The organism is Methylococcus geothermalis (genome assembly GCF_012769535.1).
GTDB classification, from domain to species: domain Bacteria; phylum Pseudomonadota; class Gammaproteobacteria; order Methylococcales; family Methylococcaceae; genus Methylococcus; species Methylococcus geothermalis.
Genome location: NZ_CP046565.1, coordinates 338,106 through 363,559, shown reverse-complemented (window position 1 = coordinate 363,559; position 25,454 = coordinate 338,106). Strand labels below are relative to the sequence as shown.

The 25,454-nt window shown below is 64.5% G+C and carries 21 protein-coding genes; 13 read left to right on the top strand and 8 right to left on the bottom strand.

The features are described from left to right. Positions 1-223: 223 nt before the first annotated feature. Together GNH96_RS01700 and GNH96_RS01695 are read left to right on the top strand one after the other, a co-directional pair. On the top strand, positions 224-565 hold the full coding sequence (locus GNH96_RS01700; protein ID WP_169601689.1) for a hypothetical protein: 342 nt from the start codon (positions 224-226) through the stop codon (positions 563-565). Next, on the top strand, positions 562-2,868 hold the full coding sequence (locus GNH96_RS01695) for an EAL domain-containing protein (protein WP_228719968.1): 2,307 nt from the start codon (positions 562-564) through the stop codon (positions 2,866-2,868). The genes GNH96_RS01700 and GNH96_RS01695 overlap by 4 nt, the downstream gene beginning before the upstream one ends. A gap of 58 nt (positions 2,869-2,926) precedes the next feature. On the opposite strand, the gene GNH96_RS01690 is transcribed toward GNH96_RS01695, so the two are convergent. Further along, on the bottom strand, positions 2,927-5,794 hold the full coding sequence (locus tag GNH96_RS01690) for a PKD domain-containing protein (RefSeq protein WP_228719967.1): 2,868 nt from the start codon (positions 5,792-5,794) through the stop codon (positions 2,927-2,929). A 268-nt stretch (positions 5,795-6,062) separates the two neighbouring features. Here GNH96_RS01690 and GNH96_RS01685 point away from each other — a divergent pair, with 268 nt between their 5' ends. After that, on the top strand, positions 6,063-7,487 hold the full coding sequence (locus tag GNH96_RS01685) for a DNA recombination protein RmuC (protein ID WP_228719966.1): 1,425 nt from the start codon (positions 6,063-6,065) through the stop codon (positions 7,485-7,487). 4 nt (positions 7,488-7,491) lie between these two features. Here the strand turns inward: GNH96_RS01685 and GNH96_RS01680 are convergent, their stop codons facing one another. Further along, entirely contained in the window at positions 7,492-9,402 is a 1,911-nt protein-coding gene (locus tag GNH96_RS01680; RefSeq protein WP_169601685.1) for a DCC1-like thiol-disulfide oxidoreductase family protein, read from the bottom strand. Between the two features lie 183 nt (positions 9,403-9,585). Further along, positions 9,586-9,798: a type II toxin-antitoxin system VapB family antitoxin gene (locus tag GNH96_RS01675; protein WP_169601683.1), complete on the bottom strand. Its 213-nt coding sequence runs from the start codon at positions 9,796-9,798 to the stop codon at positions 9,586-9,588. A gap of 146 nt (positions 9,799-9,944) precedes the next feature. Here GNH96_RS01675 and GNH96_RS01670 point away from each other — a divergent pair, with 146 nt between their 5' ends. Both GNH96_RS01670 and gloB read left to right on the top strand, forming a co-directional pair. Beyond that, a complete protein-coding gene (locus GNH96_RS01670) occupies positions 9,945-11,555 on the top strand; it encodes a MutS-related protein (RefSeq protein WP_169601681.1) in 1,611 nt (536 codons plus the stop codon). Beyond that, complete coding sequence (gene gloB, locus GNH96_RS01665; protein WP_169601679.1) at positions 11,555-12,325, top strand: hydroxyacylglutathione hydrolase; 771 nt, start codon at positions 11,555-11,557, stop codon at positions 12,323-12,325. The genes GNH96_RS01670 and gloB overlap by 1 nt, the downstream gene beginning before the upstream one ends. On the opposite strand, the gene GNH96_RS01660 is transcribed toward gloB, so the two are convergent. Beyond that, positions 12,322-13,731, bottom strand: coding sequence for an amino acid permease (locus GNH96_RS01660; RefSeq protein WP_169601677.1), 1,410 nt, complete (start codon positions 13,729-13,731; stop codon positions 12,322-12,324). The genes gloB and GNH96_RS01660 overlap by 4 nt on opposite strands. A gap of 170 nt (positions 13,732-13,901) precedes the next feature. Here GNH96_RS01660 and GNH96_RS01655 point away from each other — a divergent pair, with 170 nt between their 5' ends. Further along, the gene (locus tag GNH96_RS01655; RefSeq protein WP_169601675.1) at positions 13,902-14,153 is read left to right on the top strand and encodes a hypothetical protein; all 252 of its coding nucleotides are present in this window, start codon (positions 13,902-13,904) and stop codon (positions 14,151-14,153) included. A 107-nt stretch (positions 14,154-14,260) separates the two neighbouring features. Further along, positions 14,261-15,292 carry a cytochrome-c peroxidase gene (locus GNH96_RS01650; protein ID WP_169601673.1) on the top strand — a complete coding sequence of 344 codons (1,032 nt, stop codon included), beginning with the start codon at positions 14,261-14,263 and terminating at the stop codon, positions 15,290-15,292. A gap of 73 nt (positions 15,293-15,365) precedes the next feature. Here GNH96_RS01650 and GNH96_RS01645 read toward each other — a convergent pair whose 3' ends face one another. Further along, on the bottom strand, positions 15,366-16,610 hold the full coding sequence (locus tag GNH96_RS01645; RefSeq protein ID WP_228719965.1) for a hypothetical protein: 1,245 nt from the start codon (positions 16,608-16,610) through the stop codon (positions 15,366-15,368). A 372-nt stretch (positions 16,611-16,982) separates the two neighbouring features. Between GNH96_RS01645 and GNH96_RS01640 the strand changes: the two genes are divergently transcribed. Then, positions 16,983-17,726: a hypothetical protein gene (locus GNH96_RS01640; protein ID WP_169601671.1), complete on the top strand. Its 744-nt coding sequence runs from the start codon at positions 16,983-16,985 to the stop codon at positions 17,724-17,726. Between the two features lie 75 nt (positions 17,727-17,801). Here GNH96_RS01640 and gcvPB read toward each other — a convergent pair whose 3' ends face one another. The 3 genes from gcvPB to gcvT form a co-directional block, all read right to left on the bottom strand. Beyond that, positions 17,802-19,271: an aminomethyl-transferring glycine dehydrogenase subunit GcvPB gene (gcvPB, locus tag GNH96_RS01635; RefSeq protein WP_169601669.1), complete on the bottom strand. Its 1,470-nt coding sequence runs from the start codon at positions 19,269-19,271 to the stop codon at positions 17,802-17,804. Next, on the bottom strand, positions 19,265-20,626 hold the full coding sequence (gene gcvPA / locus GNH96_RS01630; protein ID WP_169601667.1) for an aminomethyl-transferring glycine dehydrogenase subunit GcvPA: 1,362 nt from the start codon (positions 20,624-20,626) through the stop codon (positions 19,265-19,267). The genes gcvPB and gcvPA overlap by 7 nt, the downstream gene beginning before the upstream one ends. Positions 20,627-20,722: 96 nt before the next feature. Beyond that, on the bottom strand, positions 20,723-21,802 hold the full coding sequence (gcvT, locus tag GNH96_RS01625) for a glycine cleavage system aminomethyltransferase GcvT (RefSeq protein WP_169601665.1): 1,080 nt from the start codon (positions 21,800-21,802) through the stop codon (positions 20,723-20,725). A gap of 132 nt (positions 21,803-21,934) precedes the next feature. Here gcvT and GNH96_RS01620 point away from each other — a divergent pair, with 132 nt between their 5' ends. From GNH96_RS01620 to GNH96_RS01600, 5 genes are all read left to right on the top strand, one after another. Next, positions 21,935-22,267 carry a carboxymuconolactone decarboxylase family protein gene (locus tag GNH96_RS01620; RefSeq protein WP_228719964.1) on the top strand — a complete coding sequence of 111 codons (333 nt, stop codon included), beginning with the start codon at positions 21,935-21,937 and terminating at the stop codon, positions 22,265-22,267. An 82-nt stretch (positions 22,268-22,349) separates the two neighbouring features. Continuing rightward, complete coding sequence (locus tag GNH96_RS01615; RefSeq protein ID WP_169601663.1) at positions 22,350-22,709, top strand: DsrE family protein; 360 nt, start codon at positions 22,350-22,352, stop codon at positions 22,707-22,709. A 305-nt stretch (positions 22,710-23,014) separates the two neighbouring features. Then, positions 23,015-23,473 (top strand): EVE domain-containing protein, encoded by a 459-nt coding sequence (locus GNH96_RS01610; RefSeq protein WP_169601661.1) that lies wholly within the window; start codon positions 23,015-23,017, stop codon positions 23,471-23,473. Positions 23,474-24,082: 609 nt separating this feature from the next. After that, complete coding sequence (locus tag GNH96_RS01605) at positions 24,083-24,676, top strand: MarR family winged helix-turn-helix transcriptional regulator (RefSeq protein WP_169601658.1); 594 nt, start codon at positions 24,083-24,085, stop codon at positions 24,674-24,676. A 65-nt stretch (positions 24,677-24,741) separates the two neighbouring features. Next, positions 24,742-25,242 carry a cytochrome P460 family protein gene (locus GNH96_RS01600; RefSeq protein ID WP_169601657.1) on the top strand — a complete coding sequence of 167 codons (501 nt, stop codon included), beginning with the start codon at positions 24,742-24,744 and terminating at the stop codon, positions 25,240-25,242. Positions 25,243-25,454: the final 212 nt, after the last annotated feature.

Here is a 25,454-nt window from a genome sequence, read left to right as displayed (position 1 = left end):
CACGGACTCGCGGCGATGATCCCAAAGTGGCAGGGAAGCCGAACGGCTCGCGAGAAAAACAGGACTTCCACTGTGGTCATTAGGCTTTCGGATCGATTATATTTTTCCCAAGGGCGTCACCATGGAGCGACGACTCGCGGTTTCGGCGGGTGACTCCCCATGCCGAAGCGAACGATAAAAACGATAAATAAGGACCAACCCTCCCCCAGGAGCGCGAGCACCCATGACCAGGAATCATCCCCCGAAGCATTCCCTGCGCGTCGTGATCAAGGAATTCCACATGCCGCCGATCCGTGACGGGGTCATCCTCGGGCGGGAATCGCCGATCGGCTGCGAGGCGTTCCGTCGCGCTCTGGAACTCCTGGTGGTGACCCCCTTCGAGCACATCGAGCTGGAGGACGAGGTGGTGGCCGACATCCTGGTGCGAAGGGCGATCCTTCGCCGCCTGTCGCGGGATTGCCTGACCGCGTTCGTCCTGGATCGCATCAAGCCGCTGATGGGGCCGGAGGAGATCCTCCACCTCGACCTTCACGCCGAACTCCTGATCGAAGAGGAAACCCTGTGAAACCGCTTTGCGTCCGTGACGCCCTCTGTGAGGCGCGTTATGTGACGGAGGTCGACGGCGAGCAGCGGCCGGCGCGCGAGCGCCGCACCTCGATCATCTACGCGGTGTTCCGGACTGCGCCGGAGGGCGGCAGGTGCTTCCTCGGGCTGGTGACGGAGCGCGACATCGCGCTCTTCCCGCAGCGTATCTTCGCCGATCTCGTCGCCCCCCATGCGGCATCGCCGCTGGAGCCGGAGATGCCGCTGGACAAGGCGCTCCCCCGCGACGACGGCGGCAGACTGCTCGATCTCGAAGAGCCTTTGGCCGTCGTCGCCCGGGACGGCACCTTCGTCGGTGTGTTGACGCGCGATAGTGTGCTGCGAGCCCTGCTGCGACGGGAACAGCAATTGTTACGGGAGACACGGAATCTCTATGCCGAACTGGAAGCGGACCGGGCGCAACTGGCCGTCTGGTCACAACGCATGGCGGAATTGCTGGAAGCCAGTCGCACCCTGCTGGGCCTCTTGGTACATTCGACCCTGCCCCGGGATGTGTTGCAGGCCGGGATCGAAGCCCTGGCGAAACTGCTGCAAACGCGCTACGGCGCCATCGGTCTGCTCGACGAGGAAGGCGAGCTGGTCCAGTTCGTCTATTGCGGCATCAGCGCCGAACAGGCCGAAGCCATCGGCCATTTCCCCGAAGGGAAGGGGCTTCTGGGGGTGGTGGTACGGGAGAACCAAACGCTCCGTCTGGAGGACATGAGCCGGGACCCGCGCAGCGCCGGTTTCCCGCCCCAGCATCCCAAGATGAAGAGCCTTCTGGCGGTGCCGATCTCGCATCAAGGGCGGGTTTACGGACGGATCTATCTCAGCGACCGGGAGGACGGCAAGCCTTTTTCGGTGGACGACGAACTCCTGGCGCAGAGCTTCGCCCACTCGCTTTCCCTGGTGCTCGACAATGCCCGTGAGATCGAACAGAACCGCCTGGCGATGCAGCAACTGCATTTCATGGCCCATTACGATGCCCTGACCGGTCTGCCGAACCGTCTCCTGTTCGCCGACCGGGTGCACCAAGCCTGTTTGCGGCAGGCCCGCGAAGGCGGGGTGCTGGCCCTGTTGTTCCTCGACATCGACAACTTCAAGGTCGTCAACGACACGCTCGGGCATCCGTTCGGGGATGCCTTGCTGCAGCAGGCGGCCCGGCGTATCCAGGGGGTCCTGCGCCAGAGCGATACGGTAGCGCGCATGAGCGGGGACGAATTCGCCATCGCGGTGCCCGACTTGCACGAGGGTACCGATGCCGGCCGGGTGGCGCAAAAGATCCTCGAGGCGCTGCAGGCCCCCTATCTCTTGGGCGAACACGAGACCTTCGCCAGTGCCAGTATCGGCATCGCCCTCTACCCGGAAGACGGCGACGGCGTGGATTTGCTCCTGAAGCATGCCGATACGGCCATGTATTACGCCAAGTCGCTGGGCAAGAACAACTTTCAGTTCTTTTCCATGGATCTGAACCGGCGGGCGCAGCGGCGTATGGACTTGGAGCGTCGACTCCGCCATGCCCTGGAGCGGGACGAACTCTCTCTCGACTACCAGCCCATCGTGGTGTTGCCGAGCGGTGCCGTGGAGGCGGTGGAAGCACTGCTGCGCTGGCGGTCGGCCGCCGGCGAAGTCGAACCTGCGGAATTCGTGCCGCTGGCCGAGGAGACCGGTCTCATCGTGCCGATCGGAGCCTGGGTGCTACGCAGCGCGTTGCGGCAACTCCGCCGCTGGCATGATCGGGGCTGGTCGTTGCGGGTGGCGGTGAACCTGTCGGTGCGTCAGTTCCGCGATCCTGGCTTCGCCGACATGGTGGGCCGAGCGCTGTCCGAGGCGGGGCTGTCCGGCGCGATGCTCGATCTCGAAATCACCGAGAGCCTGCTGCTCCAGGAGCCCGATCGGACCGTGCCGCTCATGCGGCGGCTGCGGGAAAGCGGGGTGTCTTTTTCCGTGGACGACTTCGGGACCGGTTACTCCAGTCTGAGTTATCTCAAGAAGCTGCCGATCACGACTCTCAAGATCGATCGCTCCTTCGTGCGTGATCTCGTCTCCGACCCGGACGATGCCGCCATCGTCATGGCCATCCTGGGGCTGGCGCGCGCGCTCAAGCTGCGGGTTGTGGCCGAGGGGGTGGAGACGGTGGAGCAAGAGGCATTCCTGCGCCGGCACGGTTGCCACTACCTCCAGGGTTACCTTTATGGTCGACCCCTGTCCCCGGAAACCTTCGAAGCAGAAGTGCTGCACGGCCGGCTCACCTGCCGGATGGCGGAAGCATCCGGTAAGTCGTGAACATCATCGTTCGCGGCCAGCTCCAGGGCCGACCGCGAGCGTTACCACTCTTCGCGTTCTACTGCTCGAAGCTCTTGCTCAGACTGTGGCAGAGGTTGCAGGCCACCGGCTGGCCGGCTTTGACGCTGATGGTCTTGCCTTTTACCGAGAAGCTCCGGTCGGCCGCCGCGCGCGATAGCACGGTGCCGAGGTGGTCACTGCCATGGCAGGAGCCGCACGTGCCGCCGCCGGGCTGGCCATTCTGGCTTTCCGCCAGATCGCCGTGAGCGTCCGCGTAGAAGCGGCTGTCGTTGACCAGGTGCATGCCGTGGGGGCCGCCCTGGGTGCCGCTCGGCAGGCTGCCGGCGGTGTGGCAGGTGCTGCACTCGGCGATCGCGCCGGTGTGGCCCTGCAACTGCGTGGCGGCCAGGTTGTCGTTGGCGTTTGCCGTGGCGTTCGGCCACTCGGCATGGGTCGCGCCGTGGCAGCCTTCGCACATCACCCCGCCGTGGCCGGTGCTGACCCGGTACAGCTTGGGATTGCCCGCGCCGGGGTTGTTGAAGCCATTGAACTGGGCGGGAACGGCCGGCTCGGCGAAACGCTTGTTGGTGGGCACGATCGGCGTCGCCTTGGCATCGCCCGTGCGGAAGGCCTGGCGCAGGCGGATGCCGTCCTTGTTGCCTTTGCTGTCGACCTTGTTGGCGATCACGTTGGCCGAATTCGCGAGGTTGCCGTTGGCATCGCCGGTATGGCAGGAGCCGCAGCCGGGTTCGTTGGCCCAGGGTACCCTAGGCTGGCTGCTGGCCGGGTCGTAGAAGTTGCCCTGGTTCAGCACGAAGGCGCCGGGGTTGCTGGGGGAGACGCCGGTGGAGAAGTCGGCGCCGACCTGTTTCATATCGCCGTGGCAGTCGCTGCACAGCATGCCGCCGTTGAACATGGCGCCGCGCAGGCACTTGGTCTCCTTGCCCGGATGGCACTGGTAGCAGTTCTGCTCCAGCGCCGTCAGGCGTTCGGCCTGATTCCGGATGGCGCCGGTCGTCGGGTCCTGGTCTGGCGCCGGAATGGCCGTGAACAGGTTGGTGAAAGAGCCATGATGGTTGTGCATCACCCGCGAGTTGCTCTGGTGCGCCACCTGGTTGCGGCCGTTGGCGGGGCTGCCGACGGCGCCGGCCTGCGGGCCGACCTGGGCCAGGTCCAGGGCCGGGGTGTAGTGGCAGCTCTGGCATACCACCGGCTTGTTCTGTACCACCGCCTTGTAGGTCAGGCAGTTGGCGCCGCCGTTGGAATGTCCGGGCAGGCCAGCCTTGATGTCACAAGGCGTTTTGGTACCGGTGGGGGCGACGTAATTCGCGCCCTGGCGGAGGTCATGCAGGCGCAGGATGTTGATGTCGGCGGCATATTCCACGCTGACCCGGTGGGGGTTGTTGGTGTCCGGGTCCTGGACGCTGGTGGCGACTTCCAGGCCGGCTCCCCGCAATGCGTCGGTCGGCCCGCTCGACCGGCTGTTCGTGACGTCGGCGGGATCGGAGTGGCAATTGGTGCAGCTCGCTTCGCTCGATACCGGGAGTACCGCATCCACCGTGGCAAGCACCGTATTGCCGCTCTTCGCTTGCACCCTCACCAGCGGGAACGGGTTCTGCCGGCCGAAGTCGTCGAACGGCGCCATCGGGATACCGGCCGCCTCGAACCAGTTGACGCCGTTCGCCACATAGCCGAAGGGGAAGTTCACGAACATCGGCTTGTTGGTGTAATGCTCTTCGACGCGCTGCGGAACGTTGGCCGCGTACGGGCCGGAGAATCCCGGCATGCCGTGCTGGGCGACGGTGAGCTGCTCGTCGCCGCTGTTGACCTTGCCGTCGCTGCCGATATAGAGCTTTTCCGGGTTCGGCACGGGCAGCCCCTTGTCGGCCGGGACCAGGTCGCTCAGTTTCGTGCCGGCGGGAAGGTTCAGCGGCGGCTGGTCCAGCGGCGGATAGAAGGCATCGTAGGCGCCATGGGCGAGGCTGTCCCAGAAGTTGGTCTTGAAGGTCGTGCCGTCGACGGCGATGCCGTTGAACAGGTCGTTCCGGGACAGGATGGGGTCTTTGGGATTCGACACCGCCGAATAATACAGCTCGATCCCCTGGGGATTGATGACCGGTTTCGCGCCTTTTTGGATGACCTGTCCGAGCATCACCTGGAAGGGCGGCAGGATGTTGACGATGCGGGTGTCGAGATCGACGCAATGCATGCCCAGGTCGTTGACCGCCAGCACGCTGTAGCTGCTGCTGGTGACCTTGGATTGTTCGGGCACCGGGGCGGTGACTTTTGCCAGCGAGCCGACGCTGGTGGAATTGATCGAGCTGCCGGAGGAGGCGGGCGGCGCGGCGACGGTGATCTGCACCGTGTCGGCGGCGCTGGCCGCGCCTTTGTTGTCGGTGACGACGAGGGTGAAGACATACGTGCCCGCGGTCAGGGTGACGCTGGGGCTGACGGTATCGGCGGGATCGGGGTTGCCGGTCCATTGGTAGGCCGCGATGCTGCCGTCCGGATCGGAGGAGCCGCTGCCATTGAGGGTGACGGCGATGCTGCTCTGGCCCTGGGCGAGGGTGACGGACTGATCGGGGCCCGCGTTGGCGATCGGCGGCTGGTTGGGGGTGCTGCCGGAGCAGTCGGCGGGAGCATTTGCCACATCGCGTTCGGCCGCCGAGTCCTTGGACGTCGCGCGAACGCGGCACGGCACGGCCGCCGGTTTCGAGAGCGTCTTGCTCCAGGCGCCCTTCTTGGTGGCCTGTACCGTAGTCAGTTTTGCATTGGTCCTGGCATTGGACAGGGTGACCGTGGCCCGGTCTTCGCTGGTTCCGGCAAGGCTCAGGCTCTTGGTCTTCGCATTCCAGGACGCCGAGGTGATGGTCAGGTCCTTGGCTTGGATCATGCCGGCGAAGGCGGCAATGGAGACGGCAAGCAAACTTGCCGCCCCCTGTCTGAATCGGTGTTTTGTCGTATACATTGTGTGGTCCCCTTGTGTACCCCGTCGGGCGGTGCCCGCTGTTTTGTTGTCGATAACGTTACAAGAATGTCCCGAAACCTGGTTTTCCGGCATTGATTCCGGTCAAGATTGATTCGGAATTCCTCATGGGGTCGAGCGTCCCCGCGCTTGGAAACGGCCTGGCGGGGGAGCACGTACCCTCGCTTTGAAGATTAGACTATTTTTATATTAAAAAAAGATAATGTCCTTGATCGAAGACTTTGGTCCATTCGTCATTGTTGCAGTCCTCGTCGGTATCGTTTTGCCGCTGTGGCTGTGTTTGCTTCTCTGTTTCCGCCAAGGGCGGCGGCTGGCGTCCATCGCATCGGAGCGCGAACACGTGGAGCGGATGCTGCGCGAGGAGCTGAGCCAGCTTAGAGCCGAGATCGGCCGCGCTTCCCGCGACAACCGGGAGGAACTGGGTGGCGCGATCGGCCGGTTCCAGACGGCGCAACAGGAACAGGCCGAGCGGATGCGGCTGCTGATGGACGAAAAGCTGCTGCGGGTTCAGGCCGACGCACGGGAGGGTCGGGAGGAAATGGGGCTGGGGTTGAAGCGTTTTGGCGAGCTGCAGAAGGAACAGCTCGACAGCGTCGGACTGCTGCTGAAAAACCAGCTCGAAGCCCTCGCCGGGGCGAATGAAAAGAGTATCGAACGCTTGCGTCTCACCATCGAGGAGCGGTTACAGGCGCTGCAGAACGACAACGGCCAGAAGCTGGAGCAGATGCGCCAGACCGTCGACGAGAAGCTCCACAATACGCTGGAGCAGCGCCTGGGCGAATCGTTCAAGCTGGTCAGCGAGCGCCTGGAACAGGTACACAAGGGGCTGGGGGAGATGCAGACCCTCGCTTCCGGTGTGGGCGATCTGAAGCGGGTGCTCACCAACGTCAAGACCCGCGGCACCTGGGGCGAGGTGCAGCTCGACGCCTTGCTGGAGCAGATCCTGACGCCCGAACAGTATGGCAAGAATGTGGCGACCCGGCCGAGCGGCGCGGAACGGGTGGAGTTCGCGATCCGGCTGCCGGGGCGCGATTCGACCGATGCGCCGGTGTGGCTGCCGATCGACGCCAAGTTCCCGGTCGAGGATTACCAGAAGCTGCTGGATGCGCAGGACAGCGTGGATCACGCCGGCATCGAGGCGAACGGCAAGGCCCTGGAACAGCGCCTGAAGAATGAAGCCCGCACCATCCGCGACAAATATGTGGAGCCGCCCCACACCACCGACTTCGCCATCCTCTACCTGCCGATCGAGGGTCTGTACGCCGAGGCGCTGCGCCGGCCGGGGCTGGCCGAAACCCTGCAGCGCGACTACCGGGTGACGCTGGCCGGCCCGACCACCCTGGCCGCCATGCTGAACAGTCTGCAGATGGGGTTCCGGACCCTGGCGATCGAGAAGCGCTCCTCCGAGGTCTGGACCATCCTGGGGGCGGTCAAGACCGAATTCGGCAAGTTCGGCGATGCCCTGGCCTATACCCGCAAGAAGCTTGAGGAGGCGACCAGCTCCATCGACAAGGCGGAAACGCGCACCCGCGTGCTGAGCCGCAAGCTCAAGGACGTCGAGGCCATCCCGGCGCAGGAGGCGGGATGGCTGCTGCCTCAGGCCGGCGAGGCGGATGAGGCCGCGGCGGACTGAGCGCTCAGTCGGCGCTCAGTGCCTCGAGATCCCGGTCCAGTTCCAGCCGCATCTCGCCCTTGCGCCACACCGCCCGGCCGACGTCCTGCCAAGGTTGGCTGAGGTTGTAGCGGCGCAGGCCCGGCTCCCAGTCCATCGGCGCCTTGACGGCCTTGAGCTTCAGGATGAACGTGGCCCGGTTCAAGTCCAGTCCGAGCCGGGTGCCCCAGAATGCGGTCACCTTGCGCACGAATTTGTCGAGCCGGCGCTGATCCATGTGCCTGGTCACGGCGACGTTGGCCCACATGGAATGCACCCGTCCCCAGTTCGGCGAAACGATGCGGCCCTCCTCGTCGACGAATGGCAGCCAGTGTTCCTTGCCGTCGGTATCGAGATAGGTGATCCCCAATAGGTGCTCGTAACCCTGGAAATGGTCGTGCAGGTAGAGCGGATGCGGGGTGATGCCCAGGAACGTGTGCGAGACCGAAATCAGCGCGTTGCTGAGCATCGTCAACACTTGTCCGGCTTCATTGGCCTTGGTGTCCACCCCCAGCCGGTAGAGGATGGCGTAGTGCAGGGTGCAGTTGATCTGCAGGATCAGCACGACGACCAGCATCCGGCTGATGCGGTGGGCCCGCTGGCGCAGGCTGCCGCCGACCCACAGGGCGAGTCGCCGGGCCAGGTCGGGCTCCGTCCGGCTTGGCACCGGTGCGCAGGACTCGTCGCAGCCCAGCCGGACGCGGTTGTCGGCGATGCGCCGGTAGACCCGGTTGGCGATCGCATCGAGGCCCGGCAGCAACATCGCCAGTCCCAGCAGCGCCGGATAGCGCATGGCGATCAGGATGCGGGCGTAGGTCGCCACCCCCGAATACCGCCGTCCCTTGCGGTCGACGGCATAGAGATCACCCAGCAAGTCCTGTTCGGGAATGCCCTCGAGGGCCGGCGCGGTCGCGGCATGGGTCTGCAGTCCGCGGAAAGCCACGGCGCGGAACACGTCGAAATGCTCGACGGCGAGGACGGTCTTGAGGCACAGCGGGCAGCGTTCGTCGTAGAACACCTGTAACGCCGGTTCCGCCGGGCGCAGGGTTCGCCCGAGGGTCCGCCACCAGCGGAACGGCACCATCAGGACATAATGCACCAGCATGCCGAAACCGAACGGGTAGATGTTCAGCGACACGATGATACCCGCGTGCAGCGACATGCCGACCAGCATCAGGGGCACGCGGAAGCGGCGGAAATACAGCAGGAACGGGAAGGCGAACTGGAACGCGATGATCGTGTAGCCGATCGCCCGCTGCAGCGGTTCGATCTCCAGCAGCCAGCTCATGTCCAGCGGCGACATGTAATAAGGCAGCGAGGAGGGCAGCCACGGCCCCAGGCCGTTGCGCCAGAACTCGGCGAACAGCTTGTGGATCACCGAATCCAGGTAGATGAAGCCGAGGGATACCGCCAGCGGCAGGAAATAACACAGCACCGGCACCGTCTGCGGCAGGGCGTAGCGCCGATCCACCGTCGAATGGCGCCAGGCCAGGCGCAGCCGGTCCAGCGACCAGGCGCGTTCCGACGGCAGGAAGATCAAGAGGAGGCTCGATCCCAGCATGAGCTGGTCGAAGCCGCCGTCGAAGTCCTTCCACATCGGCGTGAACACCGTGAAGGCCAGCCAGAGCAGGTAGTTGGCGATGGCGGCGAGCCGGGTGTAGAAGCCCAGCGCCAGGCACAGCGCGGCGATCGCCCACAGCACCAGGAACAGATGGACCGAGGGCGATGCGATGTCCAGGTAGGGCACCGGATCGAAGATCAGCTGGCGGAAGTAATACAGGAAGCAGATTTCCTGGAACGCGACCAGGCCGAACGCCAGCCGGAACAGGCCGAGGCCGGTCGCCGGCACCTGCTTTTCCAGGCCGCGCAGGACGAGATTGAACAAGGCTTTTTGCATAGGGGTTCTTCGAGGGTTCGCCGGATCGTCCGGCGCCCGGATACGGGCGGCTCATGGTATGCGCAGGCGGGGGTTGCCTCAAGTTCGGAATCGGCGGGGCAGGAACCTTGATTCGAGGAGCGGATCGCCCGTGCGACGGGGCAAAAGGATTTCCAATGACCCCCCGTGGAGAAAACGCTCGGGTCATGATCGTCGCTTGCCAGGATCACGCCGGTTCCGTTTGGCGGGGGGCTGCAATAGGGGCTCGCCGCCAGCCAGCAGCGCGAGGCGCCGTGCGCTTTCCCGTTCGGCCAGGACTTTGAGCCCCTCCCGGACCAAGACCGATTTTTCCACCGGACCGGTCATACGCCGGGCTTCGGCCAACAAGCGATCGTCGATGTTCGATGGCGTTCGCATCGAATCGCCTCTCATCCCCCGGTGACCCAGCCGATGAAGCATACCCCATCGATGCTTGAATCGATGACAGCCAGGTCGCCGCGTTTTGCTTTCCGTCGCCCAACCGGTACAAAATCGTATTTCATGAGTTGAACGAGGGCGCTTTAATGGAATCCATCGATGTCCGGGGTTACCCGACGATTTTAAGGTCCGACAGCAAGGAACCGCCCACGATCCCTTCGGTCGCGCCGGGGCGGACCGGCGAGGCGGTGCTGGACGAGCAGGCTTTCCGGGTCATCGAGGTCGATAAGCTGTTCGAGGCCGCCGACCATGCCACCACGGCCATCGGGCGAGCCGTCCTGTACCGCTCCCTCGCGCAACCGCCGGTCGATGCCGGGTTGATCCGTGCCAAGCAGGAGGCGGTGCGGGAGCTGGAGCGGAACGGAGAGCTGCGGGCGGGACTCGAAGTCCTGTTGGCCGAAGCCGCCAAGCTGGAAGGGGAGTTCTACCATCTCCTCTACGCCCAGTTTCTGGGGCTGATCAGTTCACCGGCGCATCCCCTGGAAATCGACGGCTACGGCTATGCCACCTATATCAAAGGCACGCGCTTCATGCTCGACCTGGTCGAGCGCGCCAACCGTTTGCCCGAACCGGACAGCGCCTATCTCAAGACCCTGGTGCAGGAAATCCGGGATTTCGCCCGGTCACGGGCCTATGCCCTGATGAAGGGGCCGGTGTACCGGACCGAGAAGCGGGTCTGCACCCGCGCCGAGAAAGGCTGGCTCACGCCGGGCATCCGGTTCCGGCCGTCCTTGTTCAAGCCCGTGGGGCTGACCGTCACGGTCTTGCTGATCCTGGCGGCGCTGGAGTTCCTGCCTTTCGCCCTGGACATCGCCGCCTCCATCGCGCCGGTGTTCTGGCTGTTCCTGCTGCCGATCGGCTTCGTCTATGTGCCGATAGTCGGCGGCATGGACCGCGACGGCATCATCTATCCTCTGCGCGATGTTTTCCGCCGCGCCGAGGAGGTGCAAGCCACGCTGGATAGGCTGGGCCAGCTCGACGAACTGATGAGCTTCATCCGCTTCCGCGAGGCCTTCGGGCATTTCATGACGCTGCCGAGCATCCTGGACGGGGAGCGGCACCGGATGTCTCTGCGCGCGGTGCGTAATCCGGTGCTGGCCAAGAACAATCCGCTCTATGTGCCCAACGACATCGATCTGACGGAGCACCGGCTGACTTTCATCACCGGTCCCAACAGCGGCGGCAAGACCGCGTTCTGCAAGACGCTGGCGCAGGTCCAGATCCTGGCCCAGGCCGGCTGCTACGTGCCGGCGGAGCGGGCCGAACTGACCGTCGCCGACCGGGTGTTCTATCAGGTGCCCGAGATCAGTCATCTGGCCGACGGCGAAGGCCGCTTCGGCACCGAACTCAAACGGACCAAGGACATCTTCCTGGCCTCGACGCCGCGCAGCCTGGTCATCATGGACGAATTGTCGGAGGGGACGACCAACGAGGAAAAGATGGACATCTCCATCGCGATCCTCGACGGGTTCCGGGAGAAGGGCAATACCACGGTTCTCATCACCCACAACCACGAACTGGTCGATGTCTACCAAGGGAGGCAGGTCGGGCAGGCGCGGCAGGTGGAATTCCGCAATGAACAGCCGACTTACCGTCTGGTCGAAGGGGTGTCGCGGGTCAGCCATGCCGACCGCATCGCCAAGAAGATCGGTTTTTCCAAGGAAGACATCGCCAGATACCTGAAAGGCAAGCCCTGATGCTCGAAATCCTTCAGATCCCTGTGCTCGAAGACAACTATGTCTATCTTCTCCACGAGCCCGGCAGCGGCGCCACCGCGGCGGTGGATCCGGCCGTCGCCGGGCCGGTGCTGGAGGCGCTCGATGCCAGGGGCTGGCGGCTCAGCCACGTACTCAACACCCATCACCACGGCGACCATGTCGGCGGCAACCTCGAGCTCAAGGCGGCGACCGGCTGCGTCATCGTCGGCGCGGCCGGGGATCGCCATCGCATCCCGGGAATCGACGTCGTCTTGAAAGATGGCGAGGAATTCCGGATCGGTTCCGCATCAGCCCGGATGCTGGAGGTCCCTGGGCATACCGCCGGCCACATCGCCTTCTGGTTCGAGGACGATGCCGCGCTGTTCTGTGGGGACACGCTGTTCGCGTTGGGCTGCGGCCGACTGTTCGAGGGCAGCGCAGAGCAGATGTGGCGCTCCCTGGAGCGGCTGCGCGCGCTGCCGCCGGAATCGAGGGTTTTCTGCGCCCACGAATACACCCAGGCCAATGCCCGCTTCGCCGCCACGATGGAGCCCGGCAATGCGGCTTTGCGGGAACGCATGAGCCGGGTCGAGGCGCTGCGGCGTGACGGTCTGGCCACGGTGCCTTCGAGCCTGGGTGACGAGTTGGCGACGAACCCCTTCCTGCGGCCGGAAAGTCCGGAAATCAGGCAGCGGCTGGGGCTCGTGCAAGCGCCGGATGTCGAGGTGTTTGCGGAAATCCGGCGCAGGAAGGACGTTTTCCGGGGTTAATCCGCCGGCTGTTCCGCCAACTTGCTATGACGGTAGGAATAGGCGAAATAGATCACGATGCCCACCACCAGCCAGATCACGAAACGCAGCCAGGTCAAGGTCGGCAGAAAGGCCATGAGGGCGCCGCAGGACAAGGCGCCCAGGATCGGAAACCAGGGCACGACCGGCGTCTTGAACGGCCGATCCAGCTCCGGTCGGGTGATGCGGAGCACGATGACCCCAAGGCAGACCAGGACGAAGGCGAACAGGGTGCCGATGTTGACCAGTTCGGCCAGTTCGCCCAAGGGGACGAAGCCGGCCACCGCCGAAATGAAGACCCCGCACAGAACGATGACCCGCACCGGCGTCTGGGTGCGGCGGTTGACCGCGGAAAACCAGGGCGACATCAGCCCGTCGCGGGACATGGCGAAGATGATGCGGGTCAGGGCGTAATAGAGCACCAGCATGACCGTGGTCAATCCCGCGATCACCCCGGTGGCGACCAGCCCGGAAGCCCAGCGGATGCCGAGCAGCTGCAGCGCATGGGCGACCGGCGAGGAAACGTTGAGCTCGGTATAGGGTACGACGGCGGTCAGAAGCCCCGCCACCAGGATGTAGATCAGGGTGCAGAACACCAGCGAGCCGATGATGCCGATCGGCACGTCGCGCATCGGATTGCGCGCTTCCTCCGCGGCGGTGGAGACCGCATCGAATCCCACGTAGGCAAAGAACACGATCGAAGCCCCGGCCATCACGCCGATCGGCTTGCCGTCGACATCGTGGCCGAACCAGCCGAAAGGCATGAACGGGTCCCAATGGGCGGGATCGACATGGCTGCTGGCGACGGCGACGAACACCGCGATGGTCAGCACCTTGATCGAAACCATGACGGTGTTGAGGCGGGCGCTCTCCTTCACGCCGACGATGAGCAGGGCCATCAGCAGGAAGATGATCGCGGAGGCCGGCAAGTTGACGATCCCCCCCTTTTCCGGTGCCTTGGTCAGATAGTCCGGCAATTCCAGACCGACCGCGGTCAGAGCGTTGGCGAAATAGCCCGACCAGCCGTTGGCGACCGCAGCCACCGAGATGGCATACTCCAGGATCAGATCCCAGCCGATGATCCAGGCGATCAGTTCGCCGAAAGCCGCGTAGCTGTAGCCGTAGGCGCTGCCGCAGCCGCCCACGCAGGCCGCCAGCTCGGCGTATGCCAGGGCAGCGAAGGCGCACGCGATGCCGGCGAAGACGAAGGACAGAACCACGGCGGGGCCGGCTTGGGTCGCGGCGGCGATGCCGGTCAGGACGAAGATGCCGGTGCCGATGATGGCGCCGATCCCGAGCAGGGTCAGGTCGAGCGCCCCCAGGCAGCGCTTGAGGCCGCTGCCGGTGCAGTCGTCCGTGGAAACCGCCTTGGTTCGAAAGATTTGCATGTCGCCTCTCCGTATTCTTGGGTGGTTGGGACGATTATGCCTGAACCGCTGCATCCGCCGAACCGCGCTTGCGGTTTACGCCCGGAACGATTGCAAAACGTTGAAATTCTCCGCTCGGGTCCCATGTCCAACCCATGAGGCGCCCGCGATTCCGGGCGAGGAGAATTTCAATGACGATCGAAATCACGATGTATCTGCTGTTTCTGGCGGTCGGCTTCGGCCTGGGCGTCGTGGTGAGCCTGAACGTGTCTGCGCAGCGGCTGGAGAAGAAAATGCAGCGGCTGAGCGAGCCCGTACCGCCGCCACATATCGAGATCAACGTCAGCGAGGAACTGGTGGCGCGCTATCTGGACTCGTTCGATCTGGTCGCGATACCAAAGGATCTGGTCGTGCGGGCGGGACAGGCGCCGACCCGGCACTGACTCGGCTGTGGGGCGGTTGCAAACTGGCGCGTAATTCCCTATAAGAACGTGCTGGACCCGGCGATGCCGCCGTTCGAAAACAACACCACACCGAGGAGGAAGTCACCATGTTCACTCTCCGTTTGCTGACCTGCGCCCTGGCCCTGGCCGGAGCGTCGGCGGCGGTTGCCGACTGGCAGGCGCTGCCCGCAAAGGCCCCCGAGCCCGCGGCCAATCCGAGCACCCCGGCCAAGGTGGAACTGGGCAAGATGCTTTACCTGGACCCGCGTCTGTCCTCCACCGGCACGGTCTCGTGCAACTCCTGCCATAACGTGATGCTGGGCGGCGAAGACAACCGCGGCGGCTCGGTCGGCGTCCATGGCCAGGTCGGCGGCCGCAGCGCGCCGACGGTCTGGAATTCCGCCTTCAACTCCGTGCAGTTCTGGGACGGCCGAGCGCCCAGCCTGGAAGCCCAGGCCAAGGGACCCGTGACCAACCCCATCGAGATGGGCATGAAGAGCTGGGACGACGTCGTGGCCCGGCTCAAGGCCATTCCGGGCTATCCGGAAGCCTTCGCCGCCGCCTTCGGTGGCGGAGACGCAGTGACGGCGGACAATGCCGCCAAGGCCATCGCCGCCTACGAGCGCACCCTGATCACGCCGAACAGCGCCTATGACAAATACGTCAGCGGCGACCAGACCGCCCTGACCGAGCAGCAGGTGCGGGGCATGAACACCTTCGCCGAGACGGGCTGCTCGAACTGCCATAGCGGGCCGGCGTTCAACGGTCCCACCCTGCCGGAAGGAACGCCGTTCTTCATGAAGTTCCCGACCTTCGAGAACGGCATGTTCGAGGCGAAATACGGATTCTCCCAGGACAAGGGTCGCGCCGAAGTCACCAAGAAGGCCGAGGATGAACATTTGTTCAAGGTGCCGACCCTGCGCAACGTCGCCCTGACCGCGCCATATTTCCACAACGGCAAGGTCAAGACGCTGGACGAGGCGGTACGGGTGATGGCCAAGTTGCAGCTCAACAAGGACTTGAGCGAGCAGCAGATTGCCGACGTGGTCGCCTTCCTGAACGCGCTGACCGGTGAATTCCCCAAGCAGCAGATGCCGCAGCTGCCCGGCTTGCCGAACAAGACCTTCGACTACAACTAAAGATCCGCCCGGTTCTCGGCGTAGGAAGCCAGCCCCTCGGGGCTGGCTTTTTTGCGCCGGGCGCATCGGAGAGTCAAGGGGTGGCGTAAAGTGAAAGACGGTCGATACGCTCGTCGATGAGCTGTTTGAGCCGTTCGAACTCCGGGCTGTAGACATCCCGGAACCGCTCGAAAAATTCGGCGCCGCGAAGGCGCTCCGGCAAATCCCCGACATTCGGCATGAAGACCGCGTCGTCGGTGCCGGCGGCCAGAATCCCCTGGATGCGGCGGGCGTAACGCGGCTGGGCCGCGCGCTTGCCGAACACGGTGCCGGCGCGGTCGGCGGCCAGGTCGGTAAAGCTGAACCCGCTGCCGCTGTGCGTGTCGTTCAATTCCTTGGCCAGTCCGATGGCGTCGGCCAGGGTTCGCTGGCCCGCCAGGGCGAAGGCGGCGGAGGTCATGAAATGCCTGCCGAGGTCCTGGCGTCCCTGCAGAAGCACGGACCGTTCCGGCAAGCGGGGAGCATCGCCGCCCGCAGCGCTCATCAGATCGTAGCCATTCACATAGGCCGCCAGCAGCAGAATGACCGCCCGGTTTTCCGCCGCCGGATCGGCTGCCTCGGACCGCTGTTCCGCCAGAGAGAACAGCGGCCGCATCAATATTCCCAGGCGGACGAAGTGCCGGGTGTTGGATTCGCTCAACGCAGTGGCGAGCCGGTCATGGTAGGAGCGAACCCGTTCGGCGCCGGCGGCTTCGATGATCAGCGCGCGAAGGCGCTCGGTCGTCTGCGATTCGCCGGTGAACGTCAGTTCCAGCTTCCCCTCGCGTATATGCGCCGACAGGACGAGGCCGTGGTCGCCCGATACGTTCCGCAGCAGGCCCTTCCTTTCCAGCTGGTGAATCACGAAGGCGTTTGCCAGCTTGGGTGGCAGAGGAAGCGATCCCACGCGCAGGCCGGTCACGGCGGGCAAGGGATCGCCGTTCTCGACGGTCAGCCGGAAGTTCAGAAACAAGTCCGCCAGGTAAGGGAGCCGCAGGGTGAGGGCCGCAGTCAGGCGCCCGTCTTCCATGGCGGTGCGGATGGCGCCGTCGAGTTTCTTTCGGGCCATCAGATCGTTGACCGCGGCTTCGATGTCGCTGGCCGTCAACTGAACCGTTCTTGCTTCTCCTCCGCGCCTGCCTGCCCTCAGCAATTCCTGTCCGTCACGGGCTCGGGAGGCCGGGGTCGGAGCGCTCACCAGCGGTTTCGGCTCCAGGGCGGACCAGAGAGCCGCCACAGGCAGCAGGACGAGAGCGGCCAGAACGACGCGGACGATCGCCGCTCGGCTAGGGCATTTCACGCGGTTTCGTCGGAGGAGGCGAGGATGTCCATGGGGGTGCATAGTCCGTTCGCGGGGATATTATCAGGGCGAGGAGGGTCCAACGGTTGCGACGCACAGCCGGCGAGTCGTCAAGATAGTGCCGGGGCCTGGGAAGCGCAAGCGATGCCGCGGCTCACGGCGTATGTGAAACATCCTGGCGTGGTGTGTGAATTGACGCTGGATTCTGAGCGTAATGACACACCAAGTGTGTGAAATGCCGCATATCGTGTGGACTGAAAATAGGAATGTGGCGTTCTATCATGGAGTTGAAAACTAATGGGCGGTGGCACGCTTAGTGTTTCATTCAGTGCGCACCGCCCTTTTGAGAGTGCCTAGTTGAGAGAGATAACAATGTCCAAGACGAACAAAATCCTGTCGCTGTCCCTGCTGAGTGCAGGTATCGCTTTGAGTGCCGGCCAGGCTTTCGGGCACGCCGGTTTCCAGGCTTTCCCGGACGGCTCGTCGGTGAAGTACATCGAAGGCAAGACCGTCTATCCGACGGTTATCATTCCTCATGACTGCAGCGAAGGCGAGAAGCACTTCCCGGTCGTCGAGGTCGTCGTGATGCCGCCGCAGGGGCACACCTTGAACCGCATCGCCAAGCCGGTTTCGGGCCAGCCCGTCCAGGTCATCGAGAATGCCATGATGTGGGACTGGGGAACCGCGCTTCCCTCGATGACCGCGGGGTTCGGCAAGGTCGAAACCCGTAACGGTCCCATCCATCCGAGCGGAGATGGCACCCGGGCGATGGTTTGGAAGGGCGGGAACCTTCCAGGCACGCAGTACGGTGGCTTCCCGTTCCGGGCCAAAGCCGGCTGGCAGGCGCCGCTGTTCCCGGCCGATGCTTGCGTCAACCAGGCCGTGTACTACATGCCGACGGTCCAGTACTGCACCAAGAAGAAGGTCGAGGCATGGCTGCTGGAGCCGACCACGAGCTTTCCTGTCTCCTCCTTGGGCGATGCCAACGGCGCCTCCCCGTCCGTGACCGTGGTCCGTGATACGGCCAGCAATCCGCTGCCGAACGGCTGCACCTCGCCGGAAACGTGGTACTTCTACCCCTCCGGCAACGACATCGATCAGTTCATGTCTCGCTGATCGCGCTCCACCCGTTCTGAGCGAAGAGCCCTTCCGCCGGCGAGGCGGAAGGGCTTTTGGCTGCCCGTCGGGAAGTCAACGCTGGGGAGCTGCCCCCGGCGCCGGTTTCCAGGCCAGATCCGGATGGCGGGCGGCGCGCACCTCGTCCAGCCGGCGGATGGGGGTGTGGTGGGGCGCTTGTTTGAGCCGTTCCGGCTGCTCCGCGGCTTCCTTCAAAATCGCGGCCATGGCGTCGGCGAACGCGTCCAGGGTCTCCTTGTTCTCGGTCTCGGTAGGCTCGATCATCAGGCACTCGGGAATCAGCAGCGGAAAGTAAACGGTCGGCGCGTGGAAGCCATAGTCGAGCAGGCGCTTGGCGAAATCCAGGGCGGTGACGTGATGCTCCTTTTTCTGCCGCTGCACGCTGAGGATGAATTCGTGGGCGGCGCGGCGGGCCGGAAAAGCGGTGTCGAATCCGGCTTCCACCAGTTTCCTCTGCAAATAGTTGGCATTGAGGGTGGCGTATTCGGCGACTCGCCGCAGGCCCCGATATCCAAGCAGGCGGATGTAAACGTAGGCCCGCAGCAGCACGCCGATATTGCCGGCGAAGGCGGACAGGCGCCCGATGCTTTGCGGGCAGTCGTATTCCGTGAGCCAGCGATAACCGCTCTCGGATTTTGCCACCATCGGCAGCGGCAGGAACGGCTGCAGCCTGGCATTGACGCCGACCGGCCCGGCACCGGGGCCGCCGCCGCCGTGCGGAGTCGAGAAGGTCTTGTGCAGGTTCAGGTGGATGACGTCGAAACCCATGTCGCCGGGGAGGACCTTGCCGAGGATGGCGTTGAGGTTGGCGCCGTCGTAGTAGAGCAGGCCGCCCGCCTCGTGGACCAGCGCGGCGATCTCGGGGATGCGGTGTTCGAACACGCCCAGGGTCGAGGGGTTGGTGAGCATGATGCCGGCGGTCTTCGGTCCCACTGCCTGCTTCAGCGCATCCAGATCGACGTCGCCGTCGGGATTGGTGGGAATCTCCCTGACGTGGTAGCCGCCCATGGCGGCCGAGGCGGGATTGGTGCCATGGGCTGCATCGGGGACCAGGATTTCGTTGCGCTCGTGGTCGTTGCGGGCCTCATGGTAGGCGCGGATCATGGCGACGCCGCAGAATTCGCCCTGGGCGCCGGCGGCGGGGCTGAGGCTGACGGCGGTCATGCCGGTGAGCGTTTTCAGATAGTCCTGCAACTCGTAAAGGCAGCTCAGGGTGCCTTGGCCGAAGCGTTCGGTACCGAGGGGATGGACCGCCGCGAAGCCGGGCTGCCGCGCCAGCGCGTTCGCCACCTTGGGGTTGTATTTCATGGTGCAGGAACCCAAGGGGTAAAAGTGGGTGTCGATGGAAAAATTCTTTTGCGACAAACGGGTGTAGTGCCTCACGACGTCGAGCTCGGTCACTTCCGGCAGCGGCGGGGGCGTCTGGCGCAGCAGATGGCCGGGCAGGCCGTGGCTGTCGTCGGGGAGTCGCGGAAACAGGCTGGCGCAGGCACGGCCTTCGCGGGAACGGTCGAAAATCAGCATGGGAGCACCTCCGCCAGCGTGGCTGCATAGAACTCGATGTCCTCCGGATTGCGGGTTTCGGTGGCGCAAACCAGGAGGGCGTCGCCGAGTTCGGGATAATCGGCCGAAAGAACATGGCCGCCGAGTATCCCTCGTTCGGCCAGTCCCGCCAGCACGCGGTCCGCCGCCCGCGGCAAGCGGATCGCGGCTTCGTGGAAGAACGGGGCCGCGAAGACCGGCTCGACTCCCTCGATGCGGGTCAGCCGCTCGAGCAGCGCCGAGGTGTTGGCGTGACAGGCGGCGGCGACGCCGCGCAGTCCCTTGGGGCCCATCAATGCCATATAGAGGGTTGCCGCCGTGACCATCAGTCCCTGGTTGGTGCAGATATTGGAGGTCGCCTTGCCGCGGCGGATGTGCTGCTCGCGGGGTTGCAGCGCGAGGGTGAAGCCCGCGCGGCCGTCCACGTCGACGGTGCGGCCGACCAGGCGTCCGGGGAGCTGGTGGACGAAGTCCTGGCGGCTGCAGAGGAATCCGACATAGGGGCCCCCGGCGGAAAGCGGAATCCCCAGGGGCTGGCCTTCGCCGCAGGCAAGGTCGGCGCCGTGCTCGCCCCATTCTCCCGGTGGTTTCAGCAGGGCCATGGCGGTCGGATTGACCACGGCGATGCTGCGGGCGCCGTGGCGGTGGGCCCAGTCGGCGAGGATGTCCACCTCTTCGAGCACGCCGAAGTAGTTGGGCTGCGGAATGACCACGGCGGCGAACTCTTCCCCTTCGAAGGCTGCCAGTGCGTTTTCGGCGATCCGTCCCAAGCTCCGGTCGTAGTCCAGATCGACCAGTTCGACCTGCTGGTTGCGGGTGAGGGTCCGGGCGACGCGCTGGTAGGCCGGATTGAGGCTTCGCGGCAGCAGGACCCTGCGCGAACGGGAATCCGGGTTCGTGCGCAGCGCCATCAGGATCGCCTCGCCCAGCGCGGAGGCGCCGTCGTAGAGCGAGGCATTGGAGACGTCCATCGCCATCAGGCCCGCCATCATGGACTGGTACTCGTAGAACACCTGCAGGCTGCCCTGGCTCGCTTCGGCCTGGTAAGGCGTGTAGGCGCTGTAAAACTCGCCCCGCAGGGCGATCTCCCACACCGCCGCCGGAATGTAGTGCTCGTAGGCGCCGGCGCCCGCGAAGCAGAGGGCGCTGCGGTTCTCCGCCGCGCGTTCCTCCATCAGTCGGCAGACCGCCATTTCCGACAGCGCCTCGGGCAGGTTTTTCAGCTCGCCGCAGCGCAGCTCCGGCGGAATTTCGGCGAACAGCTCGTCGATCGATCCGGCGCCGATGGCCGCGAGCATGTCGCGGACTTCCGCTTCGGTGTGGGGGATGAATGGCATGGCGAAGTTACCTCGCTGTTTCAGCAAGCGGTTCCGTACCCGCGTGATGACCGGTCTTGGGGGCTCTTTCGACCGGCATCCCTCGCGGCGATGCTATCAGATATCGATCAGCGATTTGCCGCGGCGGACGAAGCGCGGCTTCACCACCATTGCGCGCTTGAGGCTGCCGCGGATTTCCACCCGGCACTCGCGCCCGGTCGCCGCGGGTACCCGGGCCAAGCCGATCGAGCGCCGTAGGGTGGGAGAGAAGCCGCCGCTGGTCACGACGCCCTCGCCGACATTCGCGACGGCCACTTTCTGCCCGCTGCGAAGGACTCCCGCTTCCGCCAGGATCAATCCGACGAATTTCGAAGGCGAGCCTCCGATGCGCTCCCGCTCCAGGGCGCCGCGGCCGATGAAATCGCGCTCTTCGGGTTCCCAGGCAACCGTCCAGCCGAGGCCGCAGGCGATGGGCGTGACCGCCTCGTCCATGTCCTGCCCGTAGAGGCGCATGCCGGCTTCCAGCCGGAGGGTGTCGCGGGCGCCGAGTCCGCAGGGCTGGACACCGGCCTGCAAAAGCTGGCGCCACAGCGAGCCTGCTTCGGCGTGGGGCAGGATGATTTCGAAACCGTCCTCGCCGGTATAGCCGGTACGGGCGATGAAGCGGTCGCCTCGCTGCATGGCGGTGAAAGGTTTCAGTCCGGAGCTTCCGGCGGCGACGACGGCGTCGGCGAGGCGGGGGGCATCCGGGCCTTGGAGGGCTATCATGGCCAAATCGTCACGGGGAGTGACGGTGGTCGAAAAGGGGGCGGCCTGGCGGCGAAGCCAGCTCAGGTCTCGTTCCCGTCTTCCGGCATTGAGAATGAGGCGGAAGCGCCGATCGTCGACGATGCCCGCGACGAGGTCGTCGATGATGCCGCCTTCTTGGTTGAGCATGCAGCTGTAGAGCATCCGTCCCGGCTCGGCGAGCCGGGCGACGTCGTTGGCGAGGACTCGGCGCAGGAACGGGGCGGCCTGACTCCCCTCGACGTCGACCAGGCCCAGATGGGAGACGTCGAACATACCGACGGCCCGGCGGACGGCGTGGTGTTCGGCGATTTGCGAGCCGTAATGGAGCGGCAATTCCCAGCCCGAAAACTCGGTCATCCGGGCTCCCAGCGCCAGGTGTTCCTCGTGGAGTGCGGTGCGTTTGCCCATGGTGTCGTGTCCTCGCAGCCTCGGGGGTTGGGGGCTCCTTCAGTCAAGCGTAGTATGGGTGCCGGGGTTCCGGCCGGGCAAGGATCGAGCGCCGAAGCGCCCCGAACAAAGTCCGCAAGTCCATAGGGGGAGATGATGATGAACAAAGACAGGCTTCCGAAAAATTATGTGCTGCTGCAAAAGGAATACCCAGGTTTCATGGCGGCCGTGGAGCGGCTGGGAGCGGTCTTGAAGGAGCAAGGTCCCATCGACGACAAGACGGCACACCTCGTCCAGCTTGCGGCAGCCGTCGCGATACATTCGGAGGGCTCGGTTCACAGTCACGTCAGAAGAGCGTTGGCAGCGGGCGCCTCGCACGAGGAAATCAACCATGCCATCATCTTGCTGACCAGTACGATAGGATTTCCGACCGTCAGCGCGGCGCTGAGTTGGGCTCAGGCTATCGTTGGCGAAGGCGCGGACTGAATCCGCTGCTGTCAGGCAGCGGGCGTGCTCGACGCGTTCGGCGGAATGTGAACTCATGTTATCCCAAGATGCAGGAGGAGCTATGAAGACTTTGATCATTTCGGGCAGCCGGGGAACCGACGATCCGACGATGGCGACCCTTCCGTTCATCGCCGCCAAGGCGGCTCATGAACAAGGCCACGACGTGATCCTTTGGCTGTGGAACGAGGCCGTCACGCTGGCCCGCAGAGGAACTGCCGATCACGTCGTCGGCGTCAACCTGACGCCTCTCAAGGACCTGCTGGCCGCCGTTCAAGCGGCGGGAATCCCGATCTGGGTCTGCGGCGCCTGCGCGGTGGCGCGCCAGATAGGCGAAGCCGAGTTGATCGGCGGGGCGGCGATCAAGGGCATGCCCGACTACATCGCGACGGTGCTGGAACGCGACAGGAACATCGCGTTCTGATGTCCCGCTGCCACCGGGGTTTCGCCGATGACGAAACCGGTGGCAAGACGGCGGCTATTCCGCCGCGGCAGGCCGGCAGCCAGTCCCGCAGGGAGCGCGGCGGCGCGCTGGATGGCAGGACTTGGGGAGTCCGGAAAGCCTTGTGTCCCCGGCCAGCAAGCCGTCCTCGAGACGCCCCACCACCTACTCGCTCGTTGCAAGGCTGGGCAGCGCGTTGTCGGGTTTGAAGAAAATACGAGCGGTGTGGAGACGGCTCGGCAAAGTCTTCGAGTCTGCGGAAAATGTTCGTAAGCGACGGAGAAAGCATGCGTTACTGGCTGATGAAAACCGAGCCCGGCGAGTTCGGTATCGACGATCTGGCGGCACGTCCGGGCCAGACCGAACATTGGGACGGGGTCCGCAACTATCAGGCGCGCAACATGATGCGGGACGAAATGAAAGAAGGGGACGGCGTGCTGTTCTACCACTCGAACTGCGACGTGCCGGGCGTGGTCGGCATCGCCGAAATCGCCCGGGAAGCCTATCCGGATTTCACGGCCTTCGACCCCGACGACAAGCACTACGATCCGGCCAGCAAGCCGGAGGATCCGCGCTGGTTCATGGTGGACGTCCGTTTCGTGCGCAAGCTCCGCCGCACCATCGCCCTGAGCGAATTGAGGGACCGACCGGAACTGGCAGGGCTGGCCCTGGTGCGCAAGGGCAACCGGCTATCGGTGATGCCGGTCAGCCCGGACCAGTGGAACTTCATCCTGTCCCTGGAGTGATCTCTGAGGGCGGGTTGCCCTTTAGCGCAGCGTCATCGGACGAATGACCATGCCGGCATCAGACGACAATGCTTACTTACTTCAAGAACGGGAGAAGGACATGCCCAACCATCGACGCGCGTTCGCGCCCGGCGGTACTTGGTTCTTTACGGTCAATCGACTGCAACGATCTGCTGGTCCGCGAAATCGGTTTGTTACGCGAGATAGTGAGGCGGGTACGTTCGCGTCACCGTTTCCGGATCGATGCCTGGGTGGTGTTGCCGGATCACTGGCATTGCGTGTGGACCTTGCCGCCAGAAGACAGCGGTTTCAGCTTCCAGCGTCCAAGACGCCCAACATCCAGTTCATCGGCGGTACGCTTTGGCATCGGCACAGTCCCCCGGAAATCTTCTTCGCACGCTGATTTTATGCGGGTTCAAAGACTGTGCCGACCTCATGACGGTGAAATATCCGGGTTAGCCCGGGCGCACATCGCCATGGGTGCCCGTCGTCCGGGATAGTCTAGCTAGGCCAGCCATCCGCGATCGAGTTGAACGCCCCGAACAAAGCGAAACGGCACTCTGATGCAAGTGCTTGACATCGGCAGGGCTTTGGTTAGGCTTACTAACTATGAATCTGGATCAAATCACCGAGCCCTTAAATCAGCGTCTGGCCCGCGGTCTTGCCCGCATAGCGGCTGTCGCCCGTCAGCTCAACTGGCAGGCCGCGGAAGTGGCGGGCTTGTCGCCGACGCAGGCAGATATCCTGGGATTCATCGCCAATCGCCCGGAGGGCGTCCGGCTCACCAAAGTCGCCGCCCATGCCGGTGTGAGCAAGGCCACCGCTAGCGAGGCGGTGGCAGCCATGGAGCGAAAGGGGCTGGTGCGCAAGTACGCGGATGCCTCCGACGGTCGCGCCCTTGCCCTGACGGCGACCGCCGAGGGCCGCCGGATCATACAGGCGTGGCCGAGCGGCTTTGCACCGATCGTCGCGGGACTCTCCCAGGCCGAACAGGAGGCTCTGTTTGGCCTAGTGGTCAAGATGATCCGGCAATTGCAGCAGCGCCAGATGATCGCACCTCAGCGGGTGTGCGCGACCTGCCGCTATTTTCGGGAGAACGTCGCCCCAGGGACGACGACGCCCCATTTCTGTGCGTTTGTCGGCGCGCCCATGGCCGGGCGACATCTCCGCGTCGACTGCGCAGAGCACGAATCCGCCGCCTGAGGGCGGTATGCCCCGTTCGCAATGATGGGGGTTTTCGTCAACCTGCACTCGGTAGGAGTACTGACATGAAAATGTGGACCATCCAAGCCATCAAGGCATCCGCCCTGCCCCTGCTCGGCATGTCCGTGGTCACGACGACGCTGGCCGCCGCGCCCGATGTTCCTTATCCCAAAGGTTACCGTGACTGGCACCACGTCAAGAGCATGGTGATCGAGGAAGGACATCCTCTGTTCGCTTCCTTCGGCGGCATCCATCACATCTACGCCAACGACAAGGCCATGAAGGGCTACCGCAGCGGCGCGTTCCCCGACGGGGCCGTGATCATCTTCGACCTGTTGGAGGCTGTACGCGCCGATCACGCCATCACCGAGGGACAGCGCAAAGTGCTGGGCGTGATGCACAAGGACGCGAAGAAGTACGCGTCCACTGGCGGCTGGGGCTTCGAGGGTTTCGGTGGCGGCGATCCGGCGAACCGGGTGGTGGGTGATAGTGCAGCCTCGGCCTGCTTTGCTTGCCACCAGCCGCAACAGGCTCAGGACTACACCTTCAGCCGGCTTCGCGACTGAGAGGGTGTAGACGAAACAATCTAGGTTGCATTCTGGTTGCCAGGATACGCGCTTCTGCGAGCCAAACCCAAGCGACAGGGGCCCAGCCGGAGCGATCAAATGACGGGGTCAGGGCTTGCTTTTTGCCATGCTGCACGCTAGCCCGGATATTTCACCGGAATGAGTATTGGTGGCGGAACCCGATGGAGCCGGTTCCGCCCTACGCGAGCTGA